The sequence below is a fragment of the Marseilla massiliensis genome (genome assembly GCF_023336985.1).
Classification (GTDB): Bacteria; Bacteroidota; Bacteroidia; order Bacteroidales; family Bacteroidaceae; genus Prevotella; species Prevotella intestinigallinarum.
Map to the genome: position 1 here is coordinate 152,687 of NZ_JAMBLP010000002.1, position 18,629 is coordinate 171,315.

The following is an 18,629-nucleotide window of genomic DNA, read 5'->3' on the forward strand; positions in this document are numbered from 1 at the left end:
TGCCTATGAACGACACAGATACTTCGACCGTGTGCCGGTGCAACCGCATTTTCGGCGAGCGCACGCTGCACCCGCTGGCCAGCGTCATCGACCTGAGCCGGGCGGCCCCGCAGCAAGAGCTGAGCCTCGACTGCTATGCCGTGATGGTGGCCGGCAGGGTGCCGGGATGCCGCAACGGCACCCTGTGCAGCTGCGACTATGCCGACGCCACGGTGCTGTTTGCGCCGCCGGGCCACCACATAGAGGCCCAAGGCGAAGCCGACAGCCGGCTGCTGCTGTTCCACCCCGACCTGACAAGCCTCGACAGCCTGGGCATGAAGATGCCCGAATACACCTACTTCGGCTACAACAAGAGCGAGGCGCTGCGGCTGTCGCTGCGCGAAAAGAGGCAGGTGGAGCGATGCCTCGACTATATCGACGAAGAGCTGCACTGGGGCATCGACCGCTTCAGCCGCATACTGCTGTGCAACAAAATCGAACTGCTGCTCAACTACTGCCTCCGGTTCTATGCCAGGCAGTTCATACTGCGCCACGACATCATCAGCGAAGACATAGCGAAGGTAACCGAAAAGATTGACATATACCTCAGGTCGGGACGCGCCGCGGCCACAGGACTGCCCGGGGCACAGCTGGTGGCGCAATGGGCGGGGCACTCGCAGGCATACACGTCGGACATGCTGCACGCCGAAACGGGCCACACCACCGAGGAATATGTGCAGAAAAGACGCTTCGAGATGGCCAAGCAGATGCTCATAGGCACAGAAAGCAAGGTGAGCGAGATAGCCGCCACACTGGGATTCCCGTCGACACCGGCATTCACCATGCTCTTTGAGAAATGCACCGGATGCACGCCCAACGAGTACCGAAACCACTGACAGGACGCCCCGGGGCGGTAAACAATACATACAAAACGGCCTGCGACGATATGTCGCAGGCCGTTTTGCCTGATGGCGGAGGCCGTATTGCACCGCCGAACGGCCTCCGCCGCATTGCAATACATGCCGTTTGGCAGCGCTATACGGGCGTTGCCGCAAACCGCTATGGCAGAAGCACTTGCACCGGCGCGGGCGAATGGCTCCGCAATGCGAAAAATGCCGACACCGACTGGCATGGCAGACAGAACATCAAGACAATGGGCCACGACTCTTAACAAACAGCCTGCAGCCAAGCCGACGGGTGATATCACCCTGCGGCCCGGCCGTGCGAAAGCCTTATTCAGGCGGTAAGCACTATAGCTTTCGATAGCATGTTTTCATCAAAACAATAAATCCAAGTGTCAACAGAGCTTGCTTCTATCTAAAGCATCCGCCCAATCCATCACACACATTAATTAAGACAACCGGCAAAACCAACCGAACACAAGGCAAAACCAACCGAAGCGTTGCCACGTTTGCATAATGCCGACACCGACGCCGAGCGTCGGAAACAGAGCCAAAGAGCCCAAAGCGGCAGTCAAATACAATGGCAACGAGGCGGTCTGCAGGGGCAATCGGCCACATGGATTGCACATTATATATAATAAGGCCAGCCATCCTCGGCCTCGCAACATCAACCAACATACATATTTCCGCCGCAATCACCGGCCCCGTCACAACCTTTTCAGATACAGTTGCGCTGCCGGCGCCACGCCATCGGCAGGGCCCGGCCGCGCCCATGATGCCCCCGGCGTACGGCAGCAATAGCGCCGCAGGCTGCCTTTGCAACCAAGTTGCACAGGCTTCGGCATACCTTTGCCTGTGAAAAAGCGCAGCCCACGGGCCCCGGCGCAAGGGGCACGGCCTGCGCAACTACTTACACAGAGCAAACAAAAGCATAATAAGGATATGGAGGAAAACCACAACCACCACCACCATCATGCACATGTGCATGAGGTGAAATCGCTCAACGGCATTTTCATCTTGTCGATTGCGCTCAACGCCGCCTTTGTCATTGTCGAGGCAGCGGTGGGCTTTTTGGAAAACTCGCTGTCGCTGCTGTCCGACGCCGGCCACAACCTGGGCGACGTGTTCTCGCTGCTCCTTGTGCTCGCCGCCTTCAAGCTGGCCGCCGTGCACCCCTCGAAGCGGTTTACCTACGGCCTGAAGAAGAGCACCGTGCTCATATCGCTGCTCAACGCCATCATACTGCTCGTGGCCGTAGGGGCCATCATTCTGGAGAGCATACACAAGTTCCGCGAGCCCGCCCAGGTAGACGGCATTGCCGTGTCGTGGACGGCCTTCGTGGGCATAATCATCAACGGGGCCACCGCCCTGCTGCTCATGAGGGGCCAGAAGGGCGACATCAACGTGCGCGGGGCATTCCTGCACATGGCCGCCGACACGCTTGTGAGCGTGGGCGTGGTAATATCCGGCGTGGCCATCACCCTGACGGGATGCAACACCATCGACCCCATCGTGTCGCTCGTCATTGCCGCCGTGATACTGGTGTCTACCTGGAAGCTGCTCTCCGAGAGCCTGCGGCTGTCGCTCGACGGCACCCCCGAGGGCATCGACCCCGAGCACGTGATAGCCAAGATGGAGGGTTGCGCCCACGTGGTCAACGTGCACCACCTGCACATCTGGGCCATGAGCACCACGGCCAACGCCCTGACGGCCCACGTGGTGATAGACGACCTCGGGGCCATGGAGCAGGCCAAGGCCGGGATAAAGGCGGCGCTCATGGCCGAAGGCATTGCCCACAGCACTCTCGAGATGGAGACCGCCGACTGCCACTGCGCCGACCACGACACGCAATACGGAGGATGAGCAACCGAAGATTCTGTAATTCGGGTATGCCATGTATTGCAGATAATCAGTATCTTTGCCCCATCAAAACCACAAAAACATGAAAAAGCTACTGACTATCGCCATCGCCATGATGGCTGCGGCTGGCGCCATGGCCCAGTCGAAGGTGTATTTCACCAAAGAGATTACCCCTGAGTCGCTTGTCAAGGTTTACAAGGCCCTGGGCGTGGAACCCACCGGCCGCGTGGCCGTGAAGATAAGCACTGGCGAACCCGGAGGCCACAACTACCTGAAACCGACGCTCATACGCAACCTCGTCGACGAGGTAAAGGGCACCATTGTTGAGTGCAACACTGCCTACGGCGGGCGCCGCAGCACGTCGGCCGAGCACCGCAAGGCCATACACGAGCACGGCTTCGACAGCATAGCGCGTGTGGACATCATGGACGAGGAGGGAAACATGAACATACCGGTGAAGGACACCACGCACATAAAGTATGACATAGTGGGCTCGCACCTGGCCAACTACGACTTCATGGTAAACCTCGCCCACTTCAAGGGCCACGCCATGGGCGGGTTCGGAGGAGTGCTCAAGAATGCCAGCATAGGCGTTGCGTCGGCCGACGGAAAGGCTTACATACACTCGGCGGGCAAGGTGCAGAGCCCCAAGGAGCTGTGGCAGAACCTGCCGGCGCAAGACTATTTCCTCGAGTCGATGGCCGCTGCGGCGCAGGGAGTGCACGACTACATGAATGGTCGCGTGGTTTACATCAACGTGATGAACAACATGAGCGTTGACTGCGACTGCGACTCCCACCCGGCCGACCCGAAGATGAAGGATGTGGGCATACTGGCCTCAACCGACCCCGTGGCGCTCGACAAGGCTTGCCTCGACATTGTGTTCAACCACAAGGCCACGCCGGGCGACGACAACAAGCCGCTCATCGAGCGCATCAACCGCCAGCACGGTACTTACATCGTTGACTATGCCGAGCGGATTGGGCTCGGCTCGAAGAATTACGAGATTGTAGAGCTAAAGTAAAGCTGCCACAAACGACAAAGCCGGGGAGCGGACTTCCGTTCCCCGGCTTTGTCGTTTGCAGCCTGCTGCACCCCGCAGGCCTGCCTGCCGGCCACGCCCGGCCACGCCACGGCCCCGCTCCGGCCGCCGAGCCGCGGCCAGCGCTGCCCTCAGCAATACTCCGAGGGAGTCATGCCGGTGGCCTTCTTGAAGCACCTGCTGAAATATTTCGGGTCGGAGAAGCCACACTTGTAGGCCACCTCCGATATGTTGCCGCTGTGGGCGCGCAGCAGTTCCTTGGCGTAGGCTATGCGGGCCTCCTGCATGAAGTTGTTGGGGGTAACGCCAAACACCCGCTTCATGTTCAGGTAGAACACCGACCGGCTCATGCCCATGTCTTGCGCAAAGCTGTCGACGGTGAGCTCGGCGTTGGCCATGTTGCGCTCCATGTAGGCCCACACCTTGGCCGACCATGCGTCGTCCCGCTCACGCTCCACGTCGGCCTCGGGCGCCCCCTGGCCCGACACGTGCCTCTCGCCGTGCTTCAGCAGGGCGTATTCCACCTTCTCGCCGGTGGTCATCTTAATGTCGCTCAGCTCGCGCTGCAGCCGCCTGATGTATGCCGCCACCTTGAATATGGCGTAGAGCGCCACGAGTAGCAGCCCCCCGTAGAGCATCCATGCCATGGGCCTCTCGTTGAATGCGGGCGTGCGGTGTATCTCGATGGTGCGCTCGTTGTCGGTCCAGATGCCGTCGCCGTTGGTCGACTTTATGTGCAGCAGGTATTTCCCCGCCGGTATGTTGGCATAGCGAATGTGGCTGTCGGTGGTGTAGTTCCACGTCTCGTCCACCCCGTCGAGCTTGTAGGCATACTCTATCTGCTCGTTTTTGTTGTAGTCGAGTGCAGCCATCTCTATGCTCAGGCTCTTCTCGTTGGGGCCCAGCTCCACCCTGCTGCCGCAGTCAACGACTATTGGCGGCACGTAGCTGCTTTTCTTCAGCTCGGCCGGATTGAACTCCAGTATGCCCTGCGTGGTGCCCATCACGAGCCGCCCGTCGGCCATGCAGAGCGGGCGGGCCTCAGAGAAGACGAAGCCACCGCTGAACATGCTCCGCTTGAAGTTGGTGATGACGCCGGTGGACGGCACGAAGCAGCTCAGCGAGGCCCCCGACACGAGCCACAGCCGGCCCTGCTTGTCTTCGGTGACCGACATCACCACGTCGCTGGCCAGGCCGCTGTCGGTGGTGTAGGGCCTGAACGTTATGGTGTCGGAAAGCAGGTTGGTGCTCATTATTCGGCAAAGCCCGCCACCGTATGTAGACACGAAGATGTTGCCCGAGCGCGCCTGCACAATGTCGGTCACCCGGTTGTTGCTCAGCGAGGTGGCGTCGGCCGGGTCGCGCCGGTTGGCGTGAAACTTCATGGCAGCCGTGTTGCGCTCTATGCGCGCGGTGTAAAGGCCGGTGTTGGTGCCCACGAGCAGCACTCCGCCGGGCGTGATGGCCAGCCGGTGAATCTCTACGTCGCCCTCGTGGACGGGTGGCAGCCCGTTGCCGCTGTTGGCAAAGGTGACCCGTCCGCCCGGCCCCACGGTGGCCACGTTGAGCCCGCCTCCGTAAGTGCCAATCCACATGCGGCCGTACGAGTCTTCCACTATAGAGTATATGTCGTTGTGGTTTAGGTCGCCGTCTATGGGGTTGTTGGCCACGTAACGGTCTACGGCGAACCCCTTGTCCGACGGCGTCAGGCGGAACAGCCCGCTGCCCTTGGCCCCCATCCACACTGTGCCGCGGCTGTCTTCGCGTATGCAGTAGACGCTGTGGCCGAAGAGCACGGGCGCCGGCCTCAGGCTGCCGGAGGCGTCGAGGTAGCCCGCCAGCCGTCCGTCGCGGCCCACTATGCGCACATAGCCGTTTTTGTCGGCCACCCAGAGGCGCCCCTTGCTGTCTTCCATGAGACCGCGCACCTCTTCCTGCGGGGCGTCGGTGGCCTTGCGGTTGCTTATTGGCTTGCTAACAAACGATATGCGGTCGAGGCCCAGCATGGAGTACACCCATATCCCCCCCTGCCTGTCTTTGTAGAGAATGCGCACCGAAATGCCGGCATAGCGCGGCATGGCGGCCACCATGCGCTGCGTGGCCTCGTCGGGCATGTAGCGCACGTCGTGGGCCGAGCGCGGGCCAGTGTATGGCGTGAACTTGCGCGATGTGCGGTTGAATACGAAATAGTCGGAGCGCACCCGGCACAGGATGTTGCCGTCGGCGAGCTCGCGTATGTAGTCAATCCGGTTTGCCTCGAGGGGGCAGTTGTCGCCGGGCCGCGCCTTGTAGTTGCGCAGCCGGTAGCCGTCGTAGCGGTAAAGGCCGTCCCAGGTGGAAAACCATATTATCCCGGCGCGGTCTTGTATTATGCAGCTCACGCGGCTCTCGGCAAAGCCATCGCCCTCGTCGAAGGTCATTATCCGCACCTCGTCGGCAGCACGGAGGCCCATGCCCGAAAGCAGGGCTATGAGTATGAAAGCCAACAGTCGTCTCATTCCTGTCTATTGATGCAGTGTTCTTGCCTGCAAAGTTAGCGAAAAAATGTCTAAAAACTTAAGTGTTAGACCATTAAAATGCACGCCGGCAGGCAGATTGTCCGTACTCGGCCCCATGCCGCACCGGGGTCGGGGCAATGCGGCGCGGGCTATAAAAAACATTTACAACTCCCCTTCCGCGCAGCCACTTGCGCCGAATGGCGCTGCCAAACGTGCCCCGCGGCCGCCCCGAACAGCCTGTTTCGCCATGCAATAAGGCCTGTTTTGCAATGCCAAACGGCAGCCTGCCGCAGCCGCCTGTGTGCCAGCCACTTGCGCCGCGGGCCACGGCGCCGGTGCCTCGCGGCGCAAATTGTTACAAAAACCAGGCGGCCCGCAGGGCCATCAATGGCCGGAGCGGAGCACAGCCGCACGCGCCCGCGGGGCACGCCACGCCGAGCCATCGGGCGACAACGGCGGCAAGGCCGCGCCCGGGGGCCGCCGACAGGCGAAAACGAAGGTGTGAAAATCGTCCGTAACTGCCGTTTTGCCACGTGTTTACACGAAAATGCACCATGCCAACACGATTTTCCACCACACCGGCCGCCGTTTTTCGTAATTTTGCCGTGGTCAAAAACAGAAAACAAATTACTTGACTATATAAACATATTACTTAACTATTTCGTCTTAACCAGTGAGACAGTTTATTACGGTTATTGCATCGGCAGCGCTCGCGCTGTCGGTGCAAGCCAACCCAAAAGCACTGAACCTGTGGTACGGCTCGCCCGCCACGACATGGAACGAGGCCCTTCCCATAGGCAACGGACGCCTGGCTGCCATGGTGTTCGGCAATCCCGTCTGCGAGCAATTCCAGATAAACGAAGAGACCATATCCAACGGTTCGCCATACAGCAACCACAATCCCGACACCCCGAAATATCTCGACAATCTGCGCCAACTGATATTCAGCGGACGCAGCGACTCGGCGCAAGTGCTGGCCGAAACGCAGCTAATGGGCCCGAGGATATACGGCAAGGGAGGCGCATACCAGACTGCAGGCAGCCTGATGGTGCGCTTTGCCGACCACGGGGGCTACACCGGCTACCGGCGGAGTCTAAGCCTTGACAGCGCCCTCTCGACAACCACCTACAGCGTAGGCGGCGTGAGCTACAGGCAGGAAGCCTTCACCTCGTTAGCCGACCAGCTGCTCGTGATACGCTACACGGCATCGGAGCGCGGCAGGCTCAACTTCTCGGCGTCGCTGACATACCCCGAAGGCAACCCCACCAGGCGCAGCGCCCGGGGCGCCACGCTCACCATGGAGGGCACCACGCAGGCCGCCGGCCGCGCCGTGCCCGGCAAGGTGAGGTTTGTTGTCGACGCCAAGGTAGACAATGAAGGCGGCACGGTGACGGCAGCGGGCGACAGCCTCGTAGTGAGCGGGGCCGACGCCGTGACCATCTATGTGGCCATGGCCACCAACTTCGTCAACTACAAGGACATATCGGCCGACCCACGGCAGCGCATCGACCAATACATGGCGGCAAGCAACCGCCCCTATGCCGAGGCCAAGGCAGCCCACGTAGCCCGCTACAAGGAGCAGTTCGACCGCGTGAGCCTCGACCTCGGGCCCGACAAATATCCCGACAAGCCCACCGACGAGCGCATACGCGACTTCAAGGACGCAGCCGACAACTACCTCGTGGCGCTCTATTTCCAGTTTGGCCGCTACCTGCTCATAAGCTCGTCGCAGCCCGGATGCCAGCCCGCCAACCTGCAGGGCAAGTGGAACGCCAAGCTCAACCCGGCGTGGAGGTGCCGCTATACAGTAAACATAAACACCGAGATGAACTACTGGCCGGCCGAGCCCTGCAACCTGAGCGAGCTGCACGAGCCGCTGGTGCGCATGGTGGGCGAGCTGAGCCAGGCTGGAGCCGCCACGGCACGGCTGCAATACGGCTGCCGCGGATGGGTGGCCCACCACAACACCGACCTGTGGCGCATGACCGGACCGGTCGACGTTCCATACAGCGGAGCGTGGCCTATGTCGGGCGCATGGCTGTGCCAGCACCTATGGCAACGCTATCTCTACAACGGCGACCGCGACTACCTGCGCTCTGTCTACCCCTACATGAAGGGGGCGGCCGAGTTCTTCGTCGACTTCATGGTCACCGACCCGCGCAACGGCCACCTCGTGGTGTGCCCCTCGGTGTCGCCCGAAAACGCGCCGAAGCGCAAGCCCAAAGCCAACCTCTATGCCGGCATCACCATGGACAACCAGCTCGTGGCCGACCTGTTCACCAACACGGCAGCCGCCGCGGCAGCGCTCGGCACCGACCGGCTCTTTGCCGACACGCTGCTCGGCATGCGCTCAAGGCTCATCCCGCTGCGCATAGGGAAGCACGGACAACTGCAGGAGTGGGCCGACGACTGGGACAGCCCGACCGACCACCACCGCCATGTGTCGCACCTCTGGGCACTGTATCCCGGCACCGAGATTTCGCCGCTGCGCAACCCCGAGGCCTTCGACGCCGCCAGGGTGTCGCTCACACAGCGCGGCGACCGCTCCACCGGATGGTCAATGGGGTGGAAAGTGTGCCTGTGGGCGCGCCTGCTCGACGGCGACCATGCCTACAAGCTCATCAAAGACCAGCTATCGCTCGTGCCTGCCAACGTTGAGAAAGGACAGGGCGGAGGCACTTACCCCAACATGTTCGACGCCCACCCGCCATTCCAGATAGACGGCAACTTCGGCTGCACGGCCGGCATTGCCGAGATGATGGTGCAGAGCCACGACGGCGCGGTGTTCCTGCTGCCGGCCATACCGGCCGAATGGGCCGACGGAGAGGTGAGCGGATTGCGCACGGTGGGAGGCTTCGTGATTGAGAAAATGAAGTGGCAACGAGGCAAGCTGGCCGAGGCCACCATACGCAGCACCATCGGAGGCAACCTCAGGCTGCGCTCGGCTGTGCCGGTGGCGTCGGAAAGCCACACGCTGAAGGCCGCTGACTACGCACAGCCCAACCCCAACCCGCTGTTCGCCACGTGGACAATGCCCGTGGAGCGCGTCAACCCTGAGGGCGGGTATGTGCCCGCCGGCAACCAGGCCACGGGCACGGCGGCACGCAAGACGCATCTATACGATGTGGAGACCCAACCAGGAGACATCATAACACTGAAAGGCATTTAACATAACTTTTACAAAAACTTTTTTCTTCATTAGTGAGGTGCGCCTGATGTGAATCATGCGCACCTTCTTTATATGGCACTTGCGGCGGGCCCGGGCGGCATATCCCAAAACGTACCCGCATGCGCAACAATAAATAACACCATTCGCTTTGATTATCAAGATTAATGAAGTATCTTTGCAAGTGTGACAATACCAACGACTACCATCAAGCTAAAAACTAACTAAAAAATGAACAAAGGCATCATCGTTTGGGCCGCCCTGGCATACTCCGTAGCCGCCGGGGCACAGAAGGTCGACTTCAACAACACGTCGACATGGGCCGAAGACAGGCTCACCGAACCCGGCTACACGCCATGGGCAATAGGACAAGGCACGTCGGCATCGGCCACCATCGACGGCATCGGCATCACCGTGGGCGTGGCCGACGCACAGCAGGGACGGGTGATAAAAGGCAACTGGTGGAAGCAAGGGGTGCAGGCGTACTCCAAGCTCGTGAGCGACGGCATCGGCGTCTACGGCCTCGACGCCGACGGAAACACGCCGCAGATACAGCAGGGCAGCGTGGCACTCACGCTGACCATAAGCGGCCTGGCAGCGGGAGAGCACTCGCTGCTGGCCTACCACAACAATACCGACGGCTACAGCGGCCCGCCTATCGACGTGTTCGTGGGAGATGAGTGCGTGGCAAAGGGCATCAGGCAAACCAACAGGGCACAGACGCCGTCGGAAAGCGGACAGTCGTATGTCACGTTCACGGCCGAGGCAGGCACCGACGTGGTCATAACATACCGCACAATGCCCGAAGACGGGGTGGACTACACGGGGCAACAGATGACCACATCGCTCTTCCTCAACGCCATAGTGTTCGACCAGCCCAACCCGCTGACCACGGCCGCCGACCCGACACCGGCCAACGGCGACTGCCATGCAGCCACGACGGCCGGGCCGCAAGACGAGGCCGAGGGGGCCGTGGGGAGCATAGAGCTGAAGTGGACGGCCGCCACGGCGGCCACGCGCCACCACATCTACATAGGCACCGACCCCGAGTCTATGTCTGAAGCGGCCGTGACAACACAGCCAAGCCATACCGTCGACGGCCTCAGCCCGTTCGAGACATACTATTGGAGGGTCGACGAAGAAGACGCCGAAGGCAACACCTACACCGGCGAAGTGTGGTCGTTCCGGCCAAGGCGCATAGCTTTCCCGGGGGCAGAGGGCTACGGACGCTTCGCAATAGGAGGGCGCGGAGGCACCGTCTACCACGTGACGTCGCTTGACGACAACCCTTCCGACCCGCAGCCGGGCACCCTCCGCTACGGCATCACCAAGGTGGAAGGGCCTCGCACGATTGTCTTCGACGTCGGAGGGGTGATAGATCTCAAGGAAAGGCTTACCGTACCCGACAAGTATGTCACCATCGCCGGACAGACAGCACCTGGCCGCGGCATCATGATGAAGGGCAAACCGTTTGGCATGCAGAGCGACGGCATCACCAGGTTCGTCAGGATGAGAGTGGGAGGGGCCGACGACTGGGACGGCACCTCGCCCAACCCGAACACCAGCGACGGCCTGGGCATGGCCGGCAACGACCATTCCATCATGGACCACTGCTCTGTCAGCTGGACCATCGACGAGGCATTCAGCTCACGCAACGCCAAGAACGTAACGCTGCAGCGCACGCTCATCTCCGAGGCACTGAACCAGGCAGGCCACAAAAACTATGACAACTACACCAATCACGGCTATGCCGCCACCATCGGAGGCGACTACGGGTCGTACCACCACAACCTCATGGCACACTGCGAAGGCCGCAACTGGAGCATGGCGGGTGGCCTCGACGGCGACGGAGCCTACGCCGGGCACCACGATATGGTAAACAACGTGTGCTACAACTGGGGCGGACGGGCGTGCGACGGAGGCACCCACGAGGGCCAGTTTGTTGGCAACTACTACAAGATGGGGCCGTCGTCGACCCAGAAAACGCTGCTCAAGGCCGACCTGGAAGGCACCGGCACCGGCTCACAAAGCTACTACGTGAGCGGCAACATACGCGAGAACACCGATGGAAGCAAGTCGTCTGACAAGCTGGGCGACACCTACCGTTACACCACTTCGGGCGGTCAGGTGGTCGACTGGGAGGTGTTCAGCAGCGTGCCTTTCTTCGAGTCGCACATCACCACGGAGCCCGCCGAGCAGGCATTGCGCTCGGTTCTCTCTGACGTAGGGTGCAACCTGCCGGCCATCGACAACCACGACGAGCGCATGATCAGCGAGACTCTCAACGGAACCACGTCGACCGTGGGCAGCCGAACGGGCAAGAAGGGCCTCATAGACAAGGAGAGCGACGCCGAGGGATTTGCCGGGCTGAACATCACCGAGGCCTCCCGCCCCGAGGGATTCGACACCGACGGCGACGGCGTTCCCGACTGGTTTGAGGATGCCGTGGGCACCGACAAGGCCTCGGCCGACAACAACGGCCTGAGCAAAGACCACCCCACATACACCAACCTTGAGCGTTACATAAACTGGATTGCACTGCCCAACTTCATCATCAGGACCGGCAAACAGGCCGAAATAGACCTCAGCCCATACTTCGCCGGCTTCAACGGGGCGTCGTTCAGGCTCACCCAGGGCGACGCAACGGTCTCCGTCAGCTCCGGCGGTACCCTTACGGCAAGGTCTGACGAGCCTATGCTCACTACGGCCGGCGTCACCGTGACCGACGAAACCACCGGCAGCAGCATGACGCGGACGTTCAACTTCTGTTTCACCGACGAGATGCCGAACACCGAAGTGGGCGCCTCTATCGACAAGACTTTTGCTGAAACCGCCACAGACGATGCCCTTACGTACACTCTCTCGGGCATAGTGGCCGGCCGCAACGGGCGCGGGCTGTACATCAGCGGCGGCAAAAAATACGTCAGGAAATGACAAGCTGCGGCACGGCAACAGCCCCGCCGCAGCAACACTCCCCACATAAATACATGCGGCAACTATGACAAAGGCCGTCAGGCAGCGATGCGCAGCAATGCACACCGGCGCCTGACGGCCGTTTTTCATGCCCGCGCAAAAGCGCAGGAAAGGCTCAACGCACCACCACCTTGCGGCCTCCCTTGATGTAAATCCCCTTTGACGGAGCGTCAACCCTCACGCCCTGCAAGGTGTATATGTGGCCTTCGGCAACGGGGCTTGGCCCTGCCGTCACGCCGTAGATGGCCGATGGGCCTTCTCCCGGGGCAAACTGCCAGCCCATGCCGGCGCCATGGAGCGGGCTCGAAGGCACGAGCCGGAGGAAGTCGGTGTCGGGCAACGAACCGTCGGCCTTGCGCGGTGCCATCAGCTCACGGTAGTCGGTAGAGACAAAGTCTGACGGTTGCACCACACAGGCCGTGGGCAGAAACGAGTTGTTCTCTATCGTGCAGCGGTTGCGGTCTATCTGAGTCCAGTCGCCGCGGTTGGCCTGGTAAGAGACGTTAGAGCGCAGCGTGTGCCCGTATCCGTCGACGTCGACAGCCTCATCCCACGCCTTTTGGTTAACCAGACAGTAGTTGTACTTGTTTTTCCACGCCGTGTTGTTAAGCCAGTCGTTGCCCCCGAGGTGATGGTTGGCATAAAATCCGTTTGCCTTGTTTGAGTAAGCTATGCAGTTGTTTACGGTGTGGCGTGGCGCGTCGAAGGGCTCGTCCTGCACCTGCTTGCCATATCCCCCGGCCTTAAACCCGTTGCCGTCGCCCGGCGTCTTGCTGTCTTCGTCGCGGTATCCGCTGAACATGGCCCAGCAGTGGTCGAACGTCACGGGAGCGAAACAGTTGATGAGGTCGTAACCGTCGTCGCTGTTGCACCACGCCCGGCACCCACGGAACACGTTGCCCGTGTCTTGTCGCCGCACGTGGCACCCAAAGCCGTCGACGTTGCCGCCGCGCCCTCCCTCGCTCACCGAGTCGTAGTTGCGGTACGCATCGCAGTTGAGCACAAGGTTGTCGGAGCCCTTTGTGATGTACACCCCTATGGCCATGCCGTCGTGTATGGCCACGTTCTCGATGACATTGTGGCTATTGCCCCGGCGTATGGATATGGCCTCCGACTGCGTGTGGCCGGTGATGGTAACCTGCGTGCCCACAATGTCGAAGTTCTTCAGGTGCAGCCAGTTGGCATGTATGTAGAACACCGACACGCGCAACCCCTCGGGCTTCACCGCCGTGAGGTCGAACACTGGCCGCTCTCCGGGCATGCCGGCATACACTATGCGCGCGCCCTCGCGCCCGCTCTTGTTCAGGTTGAACACCGTGGCATATATTTTCTCCTCGACACCCATCACCTGGTCTTCGGTGATGTGGTAGGTGCCGCCGCGGAAGTAAGCCGTGTCGCCAGGTGCCAACAGCTGCTGTGCGGCCGCCAGGGTGGCCAGCGGACTGTCGATGGAGCCGCTGCCGGCGTCGTTGCCGTCGGGTGCCACATACACCACCTTGGCCTGCGCAGCAACGGAAAAGGCCAACACGGCCATGAAGTACAGTTTTCTCATACTTAAAGATTACTTTACGTAAGCGTTTGTTTTTATTTTAAATATATTGCAAACGGGGCGCCATGCAATTCCTCCATCGCACCGCCTGGTGCCGGTTTGCGTTCTGCAAAGGTACACGTTTTTTCTTAACGAGAACAAAAAACAAAGACAAAAATCCACCACGGCCACCGTCGCGGCAACAATCGGGCACAACAGCGCCATGCCGCCGCAAGCCCGCAGCGCGGCAGGCAGTGTAAAGGAAAACGCATCCAGCCCCATCCCCGCATAACAACCTGAGCCACAACCACTTGCAGCAGCGGTCGTTTTGCCTTGCAAAACCGGCCGAATGACTATGCCAAACGGCCCGTATGGCACCACGAAACAGGCCGTTCGGCAGTGCCATACGCAAGCCGCCCTGTCCCGATGAAGCCTTTTGTAAGCATTTGTCATGAATCCACGGCCTCACCGAGGCCCAAAAACCACTCAATGGAGCCGCATTGTTTGGCCGGTAAAAATAAAATTGCTACCTTTGTTTGGCATTCCGCCCCGCATGCAGGCAGGGCCGCACCCAAACGCAAACAATACAGACATGACAGACCAAAGCATATCGCCCATACTCGAGCTGCAGCGCCAGCGCGCGCTGCTGCAGATGGAATACGATGCCGACAAAGAGGAATTCCGCCGCCAGACCGAGGCCGTGGGCATGCGGCGCAAGGTGAAGCGCGGCGACGCATGGTGGCCGCTGCGCATGGGCCGCACCTATTACAACTCGCTCAACCAGTTTTGCATCGAGGTGTACCGCACGGCCGACACCGAGATAGAGCACAACTTCGAGTTCGGCAGGCCCGTGGTGTTCTTCCGCGCCACGGCCGACGGCGACGGCACCCGGGGCTCAAGGCATACCGGGGCCGAGCCACAGGGCAAGCTGAAATACTTCGGGTTTACGGCCACGGTGAGCTTTGTCGACGGCGACCGCATGGTGGTGGCACTGCCCGACGCCGCCGACGCCGTGGCGCTGCAGGCTGCCACCGACGCCGGCGTGCAGCTGTCGTTCGACGAGACGAGCTACCGCCTGATGTTCGACGCGCTCGACCGCACCATGCGGGCCAAGGGGCGGCTCGCCTACCTGCGCGACCTGTTCTACTCGCGCCGCGAGCCCGGCCGGCTCACCTTTGCCCCGATGCGCTTCTCCTACCTCAACGCCACGCAGCAAGACGCCGTCAACGAGGTGCTCAGGGCCAAGGACGTGGCCATAGTGCACGGCCCGCCGGGCACGGGCAAGACCACCACTCTGGTCGAGGCCATACACGAAACGCTGCTGCGCGAACCCCAGGTGATGGTGTGCGCGCAGAGCAACATGGCGGTAGACTGGATATCAGAGAAGCTCGTAGACCGCGGTGTGAGCGTGCTGCGCATAGGCAACCCCACGCGGGTGAACGACAAGATGCTGTCGTTTACCTACGAGCGCCGCTTCGAGTCGCACCCCGACTACCCGCAGCTGTGGGGCATACGGCGGGCCATACGCGAGCTGCGGGCCCACCGCCGCCGCGGCGACGACCGCTGGCACCAGCGCATGGAGAGCCTGAAGGGGCGGGCCGCCGAGATAGAGCTGCGCATCAACGCCGAGCTGTTTGGCGAGGCCCGCGTCATAGCCTCGACGCTGACGGGCTCGGCCAGCCGCCTGCTGGAGGGCATGAAGTTTGGCACGCTGTTCATCGACGAGGCCGCCCAGGCCCTCGAGGCGGCCTGCTGGATAGCCATAAGGCGGGCCGGGCGCGTGGTGCTGGCGGGCGACCACTGCCAGCTGCCGCCCACGGTGAAAAGCATCGGGGCCATGCGCGGCGGACTGGGGCGCACGCTCATGGAGCGCATTGTTGAGCTGCACCCCTCGGCGGTGACGCTTCTGCGCATGCAATACCGCATGAACGACGACATAATGCGCTTCTCGAGCCGGTGGTTCTACGGCGGCCGGGTGGAGTCGGCACCCGAGGTACGCCACCGCGGGATACTCGACCTCGACATCCCAATGACGTGGATAGACACGTCGCAGATGGCCGCCGCCGCGCCCGGCGAGGCCGACAGCGAGGCCAACCCCTTCAGGGAGGAGTTTGTGGGCGAGAGCTTCGGCCGCATCAACAAGGCCGAGGCCGAGCTCACCCTGGCCACCCTCGACGACTATTTCAACCGCATCGGCCGGCAGAGGATTGTCGACGAGCGCATCGACGTGGGCATAATATCGCCCTACAGGGCGCAAGTGCAATACCTGCGCCACCTCATCAGCCGGCGCGACAGCCTCAAGCCCATGCGCCGGAGCATATCGGTGAACACCGTCGACGGCTTCCAGGGGCAGGAGCGCGACATCATCCTGATTTCGCTCGTGCGCTCCAACGACAGCGGCGAGATAGGTTTCCTGCGCGACCTGCGCCGAATGAACGTGGCCATCACGCGCGCCCGGATGAAGCTCATCATACTCGGCGACGTGCCAACCATGACGCGCCACCCCTTCTACCGCCAGCTGTGGGAGTACATCGAAGGGCTGAAGGCCGCCTGCCGCCAACAGTGAGGCAACGCCGCAGGCGCGCCACCGCGCCGGGGCGCGGCAGCCACGGCACACCTGCATGACCATTGCCGCACGGCCAGTGAGCTGCGGCCGCAAACAAAAGGCGGTGCCCCGCCGGGGCACCGCCTTATATATTGGCCGGCCAACAAGCCTAAAGGGCAAACTTGTAGCCTACGGTTATAGAGAGCACGCCGTTCTTGCCATAGTCGTAGTCTACTTCGTCAAACTCAACGGTGTTGTTCTTTAATATGTCGGTGACGCCGATATTGTAGCGTGCATCGATAACGATGTTGCTGAACTCATACGAAAGTCCAACGGGAATAGAGAAGTCGAAAGTGTTGCATGCGTCCTTCCAGTCAACGCTCATGTCGTCGTAATCCTCCTTGGCCTTGGTCATGAAGCCGGGCTGGATGCCCGCATTGATGGAAAGACCCTTCCAAACATAGATGTGGGCGAGGATGGGAATGTTGATGTATTCGGTCTTGAACTTGCCGTCACCTTTGTCGGCCTTGTCACCCTGCATAGAGTAAAGGAGGCCTGCCGAGAGCCCGAACAGCTGCGAGAAGCGGTATTCGGCCTCGACACCGGCCACAGCTCCGGCTTTCATCTTAGTGTCATCAAAACCTGACTTAGCCATGTTAAGACCCACCTTTGGCATAAGGGTGAATGTTCCCGGCTCCGTCTGGGCCTTTACACCCAGACTCGACAGCACGATGGCTGCCATCAGTAATATCTTCTTCATAACCGATATGTTGCGCGCCCCCTGCTGTTGCTCTTCATGCCTCATGCCGGTCGAGGGCGCCTTAACCCGGACAAGGCATGACTAAATTCACTTATTGTAACTTTTTCGTGACCCTAACTTTAACCTGAAACTATTTTTCCCTGTCTCTTTCCTTGGTTTAACGGCAATGCAAACCGCGCGCAAGCAAACCTTGAAGCAATGCCCGCCGACACAGATTGCGTTTTCCAAAGGTAAGACAAAATAATCATATTATAACGTTATTATACATATAATTAAGCTAAATTAACCCAAGGAAGCAACCGTTAACAGGGCTATTTGTTACTTTTGCACCACTCTTTGGCTCTGTCAACAGCCCCGGAGCGACAACAGGCAACACTGCAACATAGCATGGCAATAAGGTATACACGCACCGAAGAGCGACTCAACGTATGGTCGCACGCAGCCGGCATGGCCATCGTCATGGCGGCCAGCGCGGCTCTGCTGGCAGCCTACGGCCCGTCCGACAGCCCGTGGTCGGCTTTGGGCCTGGGGCTCTACGCCCTCGGGGCCACGGCGTCGTATGCCGCATCGACGGCCTACCACGCCACCCCTCGCCGCCATCCCATGCGCGAACGGCTGCGGCGCGTGGACCACGCCGCCATCTACTGGCACATAGCCGGGAGCTACTCGCCCATCACCCTGGTGGCCCTGCGCGAGGCGGGCGGCTGGGGCTGGGGGCTGTTTGCGTTTGTGTGGCTGTGCGCGGCGGCCGGCACGGCGGCCACGTTTGTCAACCTCCGTGAGCACAGCAACACCGAGACGCTGTGCTTCGTGGGCATGGGGCTGTCGGTGCTGACGGCCTTCGGCCCGCTGTCGGCATGCACGTGCGGCGCCACCATTGCGTGGATAGTGGCCGAAGGGGTGATGTATGTCAGCGGGGCGGCCTTCTACTCGCTCAACAAGCGGCGCTACATGCACAGCGTGTTCCACTTTTTCGTGCTCGCCGGAACGCTCTGCCACCTCATGGCCCTGGCCCAGATGTTCAGCCATCTGTAGCAATGGAAGCAGCCGGAGCGCCACTGGCCGGCGGCCTATTTCTGTAAGAAAGCGTTACCACCGCCATCCCGTAGCGCAACAACCTGGTTGGCAGAGCGTTGCAAAACAGCCCGAACAGAGTTGCAAAACGGCCCGAACGGCGCGGCGATACGGGCCGAACGGCAGGGCCAAACGGCCCGTTTGGCAGCGCATAGCCACACTGCCGCCGCCACAAAGGGCACAAGTGTAAACTTTATTCGCAGCCCCGGACAGGCGCTGCCGCTGGCATGCAGGCCCGCGGCCGGCATCTGCGCCGAGTGCAGGGCGGCGGTGCCAACAGCCGTCTTTTCGCACTAAGGCGG

The 18,629-nt window shown here is 61.0% G+C and carries 10 protein-coding genes; 7 read left to right on the forward strand and 3 right to left on the reverse strand.

Annotation, left to right across the window (positions count from 1 at the left end):
• Positions 1-5 precede the first annotated feature (5 nt).
• The 3 genes from M3089_RS01955 (at position 6) to M3089_RS01965 (ending at position 3,765) form a co-directional block, all read left to right on the forward strand.
• Positions 6-875: a helix-turn-helix domain-containing protein gene (locus M3089_RS01955; RefSeq protein WP_249081453.1), complete on the forward strand. Its 870-nt coding sequence runs from the start codon at positions 6-8 to the stop codon at positions 873-875.
• Between the two features lie 948 nt (positions 876-1,823).
• Entirely contained in the window at positions 1,824-2,744 is a 921-nt protein-coding gene (locus M3089_RS01960) for a cation diffusion facilitator family transporter (RefSeq protein WP_249081455.1), read from the forward strand.
• Between the two features lie 79 nt (positions 2,745-2,823).
• Positions 2,824-3,765, forward strand: a complete 942-nt coding sequence (locus M3089_RS01965) for a DUF362 domain-containing protein (RefSeq protein ID WP_249081456.1) — start codon at positions 2,824-2,826, stop codon at positions 3,763-3,765.
• Positions 3,766-3,914: 149 nt separating this feature from the next.
• On the opposite strand, the gene M3089_RS01970 is transcribed toward M3089_RS01965, so the two are convergent.
• Complete coding sequence (locus M3089_RS01970; RefSeq protein ID WP_249081457.1) at positions 3,915-6,281, reverse strand: two-component regulator propeller domain-containing protein; 2,367 nt, start codon at positions 6,279-6,281, stop codon at positions 3,915-3,917.
• 673 nt (positions 6,282-6,954) lie between these two features.
• On the opposite strand from M3089_RS01970, the gene M3089_RS01975 reads away from it, so the two are divergent.
• Both M3089_RS01975 and M3089_RS01980 read left to right on the forward strand, forming a co-directional pair.
• Positions 6,955-9,450, forward strand: coding sequence for a glycoside hydrolase family 95 protein (locus tag M3089_RS01975; protein WP_249081458.1), 2,496 nt, complete (start codon positions 6,955-6,957; stop codon positions 9,448-9,450).
• Between the two features lie 228 nt (positions 9,451-9,678).
• Entirely contained in the window at positions 9,679-12,381 is a 2,703-nt protein-coding gene (locus tag M3089_RS01980; protein ID WP_249081459.1) for a hypothetical protein, read from the forward strand.
• Between the two features lie 154 nt (positions 12,382-12,535).
• Here the strand turns inward: M3089_RS01980 and M3089_RS01985 are convergent, their stop codons facing one another.
• Complete coding sequence (locus M3089_RS01985; RefSeq protein WP_249081460.1) at positions 12,536-13,972, reverse strand: right-handed parallel beta-helix repeat-containing protein; 1,437 nt, start codon at positions 13,970-13,972, stop codon at positions 12,536-12,538.
• A 568-nt stretch (positions 13,973-14,540) separates the two neighbouring features.
• Here M3089_RS01985 and M3089_RS01990 point away from each other — a divergent pair.
• Complete coding sequence (locus tag M3089_RS01990; RefSeq protein WP_249081461.1) at positions 14,541-16,514, forward strand: AAA domain-containing protein; 1,974 nt, start codon at positions 14,541-14,543, stop codon at positions 16,512-16,514.
• A gap of 148 nt (positions 16,515-16,662) precedes the next feature.
• Here M3089_RS01990 and M3089_RS01995 read toward each other — a convergent pair whose 3' ends face one another.
• Positions 16,663-17,253, reverse strand: a complete 591-nt coding sequence (locus M3089_RS01995; RefSeq protein ID WP_249081462.1) for a porin family protein — start codon at positions 17,251-17,253, stop codon at positions 16,663-16,665.
• Between the two features lie 387 nt (positions 17,254-17,640).
• On the opposite strand from M3089_RS01995, the gene trhA reads away from it, so the two are divergent.
• Positions 17,641-18,288: a PAQR family membrane homeostasis protein TrhA gene (trhA, locus tag M3089_RS02000; protein ID WP_249081463.1), complete on the forward strand. Its 648-nt coding sequence runs from the start codon at positions 17,641-17,643 to the stop codon at positions 18,286-18,288.
• The last annotated feature ends 341 nt before the right edge of the window (positions 18,289-18,629 follow it).

Excerpts from the sequence above, each read along its gene's own strand:
- M3089_RS01990 (WP_249081461.1), top strand. The coding sequence starts at position 14,541 with ATGACAGACCAAAGCATATCGCCCATACTCGAGCTGCAGCGCCAGCGC.
- M3089_RS01995 (WP_249081462.1), bottom strand. The coding sequence starts at position 17,253 with ATGAAGAAGATATTACTGATGGCAGCCATCGTGCTGTCGAGTCTGGGT.
- M3089_RS01955 (WP_249081453.1), top strand. The coding sequence starts at position 6 with ATGAACGACACAGATACTTCGACCGTGTGCCGGTGCAACCGCATTTTC.
- M3089_RS01980 (WP_249081459.1), top strand. The coding sequence starts at position 9,679 with ATGAACAAAGGCATCATCGTTTGGGCCGCCCTGGCATACTCCGTAGCC.
- M3089_RS01970 (WP_249081457.1), bottom strand. The coding sequence starts at position 6,281 with ATGAGACGACTGTTGGCTTTCATACTCATAGCCCTGCTTTCGGGCATG.
- M3089_RS01985 (WP_249081460.1), bottom strand. The coding sequence starts at position 13,972 with ATGAGAAAACTGTACTTCATGGCCGTGTTGGCCTTTTCCGTTGCTGCG.
- M3089_RS01965 (WP_249081456.1), top strand. The coding sequence starts at position 2,824 with ATGAAAAAGCTACTGACTATCGCCATCGCCATGATGGCTGCGGCTGGC.
- M3089_RS01960 (WP_249081455.1), top strand. The coding sequence starts at position 1,824 with ATGGAGGAAAACCACAACCACCACCACCATCATGCACATGTGCATGAG.
- trhA (WP_249081463.1), top strand. The coding sequence starts at position 17,641 with ATGGCAATAAGGTATACACGCACCGAAGAGCGACTCAACGTATGGTCG.